The sequence below is a fragment of the Cytophagales bacterium genome, assembly GCA_019456305.1.
GTDB lineage: Bacteria > Bacteroidota > Bacteroidia > Cytophagales > VRUD01 > VRUD01.
Genome location: VRUD01000047.1, coordinates 29530 through 34492, shown reverse-complemented (window position 1 = coordinate 34492; position 4963 = coordinate 29530). Strand labels below are relative to the sequence as shown.

Sequence of the window (4963 nt, the reverse complement as noted above, 5' to 3'; positions counted from 1 at the left end):
AACAGCTTTTTGAAGGGTTGCATGAAGAGCAACGCATGATCAACAGTTTCATTATTACACTGAAATTAACGGCTAACCCCCTAACAGCTAACAGCTAACCCCTAATGACTAAGATCGCCACGATGTTCAACAACATTGCCCCGAGTTATGATCTTTTGAATCACCTACTCAGCTTTGGCATAGACATTTACTGGAGAAAACGAGCTATTAGATTATTAAAACCCCTCAAACCAAAATTAATCCTTGATGTAGCAACCGGCACGGCAGATTTTGCTATTGAAGCAATGAATACTAAACCAGATAAAGTAACGGGGATAGATATTGCCGAAAAAATGCTGGAGATCGGTAGAAAAAAAATTGAAAGAAAAAAACTGCAGGATAAGATCGGACTATTATCAGGCAATTGTGAAAAACTTCAATTTCAGGGCAATTATTTTGATGCCGTTATCGTTGCTTTTGGAGTAAGGAATTTTGAAGATTTGCAGAAAGGGCTTGCTGAAATGTACAGGGTAACCAAACCAGGAGGCGCTGCTGTAATATTGGAATTTTCTAAACCAAAGGTATTTCCAATCAGGCAGATGTACAATTTTTATTTTAATAATATACTGCCCCTTGTTGGAAAAGTGGTCTCTAAAAACAATTTAGCTTATAATTATTTACCACAATCTGTAAAAGCGTTCCCTGATGGTAAAGATTTCCTTAAAATACTTGAAAAAATTGGCTATAAGCAGGGTAAATGTATACCATTAACGCTGGGTATAAGTTCTATTTATTTTGCAAAAAAATAAAGCGCATGGCGCATGGCGCATGGCGCATAGCACATAGCGCATGGCGTTGATCGCTATGCGCCATGCGCTATTACTAAGTTGCATAAATAACTTATAATTATGACACTCAATTATACTTCTCAATTGTTTGCTTTCATTCGGCTGTAACTCAATTGTAACTCGTTGTAATTCAGTTGTCATACGGTTGTTATACGATTGTATGACCATTGTATGACCATCAAATTACTATTAAATTACTATTAAATTACTATTGAATTACTATTAAATTACTACGAGTGACAATATTGTTTAATTCAACAAAGCATAATAACCCTTATTTATGCAACGAAATACTATGCGCATGGCGTATGATAAGATCCTTTTTAATCTTAGTTTTATTATTTTCCCATCATATTTCCAAATCACAACGTATCGTTAATGCGAATTTACCTTACTATGATGAAAGATTAATGCACTATGGGTTTTTTATGGCTGGAAATTACGCAACATTCAATATCAAACGTTCACAATTTTTTGTTGATGACAAGACCATTCTCGCTGTAAATCCAAGAGGGACACCGGGATTCACGCTTGGATTTGTTGTCAATTTACGATTAGAACAGTTTTTTGATCTGCGCCTCTTACCTGCTGCGGGTTTTTATCTGCGTGAGGTAATATATAAATTAGAAAGCAACGATCCTACCAAGGATTCTATCCACGTTGAATCTATAGAATCTACCTATATTGAGCTGCCTTTATTACTTAAATACAAATCTACAAGAAGGGCTAATACGAGAATGTATTTGGTAGGGGGTATCAAACCGGCTATTGAAGTTGGCACCAGGAGGGCAAAAGTAGGAGAAGACCGTTTATTAACAAAAAATATTGATGTCTCGATTGATTATGGATTTGGCATTGATCTCTATTTCCCCATGTTCAAATTTTCTCCTGAAATACGTTTCTCTAATGGAATAATCAATTTATTAAAACCTTGTAATCCTAACGATAAATTTTGTAACAGCATTGACAAATTGAGAACAAATACATTTACGATTCATTTTATCTTTGAATAATAAACCTTGTTTGAATGAAAAAGATTTTAATCATTCGTTTCTCATCCATTGGAGATATTGTACTTACTACTCCGGTAATTCGATGTATAAAAACACAAAGGAAGGATATAGAATTACATTTTTGTACAAAAGCCGCCTACAAGGGTATCATAGAAAACAATCCATATATTGATAATAGATTTTACCTTGCAGGGGACGGGCACGCCCATCCCCTGCAAAGCCTGATAAAACAGTTAAAAAAAGAAAAATATGACTACATCATTGACTTGCACAACAACCTGAGAACTTTCATCATTAAGCTTTGCATAAGCGCAAAATCCTATTCTTTTAACAAAATAAATTTTCACAAATGGTTATACGTGAATTTTAAGATCAACCGCCTTCCCAACATTCATATCGTTGACAGGTATATGCAAACGGTGAAACCGCTTGGAATAAAAAATGATAGCCTGGGCCTGCAGTATTTTATTCCTGAAAATGATCATGTTGACAGAACCACTTTACCTGAAGCGCATCAACACGAATTTGTTGTCTATGCTATCGGTGCAAAACATTATACAAAGAAATTACCCGTTGACAAGATGATAGAATTATGCGATAAGATCAATAAACCTGTGATATTGTTAGGAGATAAAAATGATCATGAAACCGGTGAAAAAGTGGCAAGATTCTTTCAATCTAACGTGCATACAGCGCCCTATGAACAACTTCTGCAGGAAATGGGCAAAAAAACCGTGATCTTCAACGGCTGCGGAAAATATAATCTCAACCAATCTGCCTCTTTGATCAAACAGGCAAGCGTAGTTTTCAGCCACGATACCGGCCTGATGCACATTGCTGCCGCATTTAAAAAGGAAATTTACAGTATTTGGGGCAATACCACCCCCTTTTTCGGTATGTATCCTTATAAGACCAAATTTAAGACCCTTGAAAACAATGTGCTGAAATGCCGGCCTTGCAGTAAGCTTGGATACAAAAAATGCCCCAAAGGGCATTTTAAGTGTATGAGGGAATTGAAGTTGGATTTGTATTTGCCGTAGTGAAGTGGACAACAGGTTTTTCAAAAGTTAATAGCAGTTAATAACAGTTAACAACAGTTAACAACGGTTGCTTAAAACACTGCTTTTTTGCAATATGCTCATTTTTTTCAAGATTAAGCATATGAAAAAGTAACCGATATTAACCATTATTAACCGCTATTAACTGTTTTTAACCATTTACATTAGGTTTCTTCATATTATAAAAAAAATCTTCTATAATTTGGGAATATTCCAAAATATCCTTTACCTTTGCGGGTTCAATTTTTACATTGACTTAAACCTTAATAAAAAATGAAAACTATAACAGATCAAATCGCAAAGGTGAGCTTGCTTCTCACTATTTTATTCTATGCAAATTCAGGGTTTGCTCAAATTCAAAATCCCTGCTGGATCGTGCCAAATACAGAAGTTAAATTTAACAATAGCGGCATTACAAATATTATTAATTTAACGACCAATATTGTGGCTCCAGCCAATGGTATATGTGACAATAATGGTAATTTATTATTTTTTGTACAAGGTTCGGGATTGTATGACGGCAGCGGAAATTTGATAGGCAATTTAAAAATTGGCTCTCCTCAACCAGAATCCAACAAAAAAGGTAAAAAACCTGGAGCAGTAGCTAATCGTGGGTATGAAGTACCCATTATTCCGGTTCCGGATGAATGTGATAAATATTATGTTATTTATACCCGTAATTATACGCCCGGTGGTCCAGCAAACAATTTTAATGATGTTTTTTATGCAGTAGTTGACGTATCAGGCGGCATAGTTCAGATTCTCCTCAAAGACCAATTTATTACTACAGCCCCTGTAATTATATTGCCCACTTTTGCTGTTTCACATTTAAAAAATGACCTTGGTTTTAATTATCACCGTTTGTATATTGTTGGGAATGGCGTTGAAAAATATATTATTGATCAGTTTAGTATTTATTTTAGCAATTCTATACTTTCGGGTTCTGGTCTGATTTACCAAGGTTTAGAAGCTGATCTATCCCATGATGATACACAATTAGCATGGGGAGTTAGGAAATCATCTACTATAAATTCATATATTGTTGTACAGCTTAATAGTAGTGGAGATTATATATCTCATAATGAATACCAGATTACTACTAATAGCGCAGAAAAGGAAGGTGTAGAATTTTCTCCAAATGGAAATTTTCTCTATGTTACAACAGGAACATCACCGATAATACATCCTTCCTATACTCCTGCTGCAAATGATGGTATTAATGTAATTGATCTAAGTAGTGGAACTCCAATTCATATTCCCAATTCTGAAAATTATGCCGAATCATTTCTTGAATTAGCATTTGATGGTAAAATTTACGCTGCAGATCATGAAAATTTTGCAGCTATAGATCTGCCAAGCAATACGATTGGAAGCCCTATTTTTATAGCAACCTATCCCCCAAGTATTGACCTGCACCAACTATTTCTTCCTGATCAGATTGATGGATTTAATTATAATCAACTGCATTTTACGCTTACTATCAGTAGTATTGATGCTACTTGTTCTGGTATTTGTAATGGAGAAGCCACTGTTACTGCAACAAGTGGTACATCACCATACACCTATTTGTGGGATGATCCTTTATCTCAAACTACTGCAACAGCCACAGGCTTATGTGAAGGCATTTACACCGTTACCGTTACAGATGCAAATGGATGTATTGCTGTTATATCCGTCACTATTAATGAGCCGGCTGTACTAACTGCCACTATAACTGCAAGCGCTGACGCTTCTTGTCTTGGTATTTGTGATGGGGAAGCAACTGTTACAGTAACAGGTGGTTCTCCATTTTTTTGTGACCCCATTTGTAATGGCGGAACATATACTTATCTCTGGGACGATCCAAGCGCTCAAACAACAGCTACCGCTACAGGTTTATGTGCAGGCATTTACACCGTTACCGTTACAGATGCAAATGGATGTATTGCTACTGTATCCGTCACTATTAATGAGCCGGCTGGACTAACTGCCACTATAACTTCAAGCATTGATGCTTCTTGTCCTGGTATTTGTAATGGAGAAGCCACTGTTACAGCAACAGGTGGTACTGCACCATACACCTACC

4 protein-coding genes are annotated in these 4963 nt (G+C 36.0%); all 4 read left to right on the top strand.

The annotated features are described in order from the left end of the window. The first annotated feature begins 104 nt into the window (after positions 1-104). The gene (ubiE, locus tag FVQ77_11005; GenBank protein ID MBW8050842.1) at positions 105-788 is read left to right on the top strand and encodes a bifunctional demethylmenaquinone methyltransferase/2-methoxy-6-polyprenyl-1,4-benzoquinol methylase UbiE; all 684 of its coding nucleotides are present in this window, start codon (positions 105-107) and stop codon (positions 786-788) included. A gap of 347 nt (positions 789-1135) precedes the next feature. Further along, positions 1136-1840, top strand: a complete 705-nt coding sequence (locus FVQ77_11000) for a PorT family protein (GenBank protein MBW8050841.1) — start codon at positions 1136-1138, stop codon at positions 1838-1840. A gap of 14 nt (positions 1841-1854) precedes the next feature. Further along, complete coding sequence (locus FVQ77_10995; GenBank protein ID MBW8050840.1) at positions 1855-2880, top strand: glycosyltransferase family 9 protein; 1026 nt, start codon at positions 1855-1857, stop codon at positions 2878-2880. A 291-nt stretch (positions 2881-3171) separates the two neighbouring features. Continuing rightward, a partial coding sequence (locus tag FVQ77_10990; protein ID MBW8050839.1) for a hypothetical protein occupies positions 3172-4963 on the top strand: 1792 nt, incomplete at its 3' end.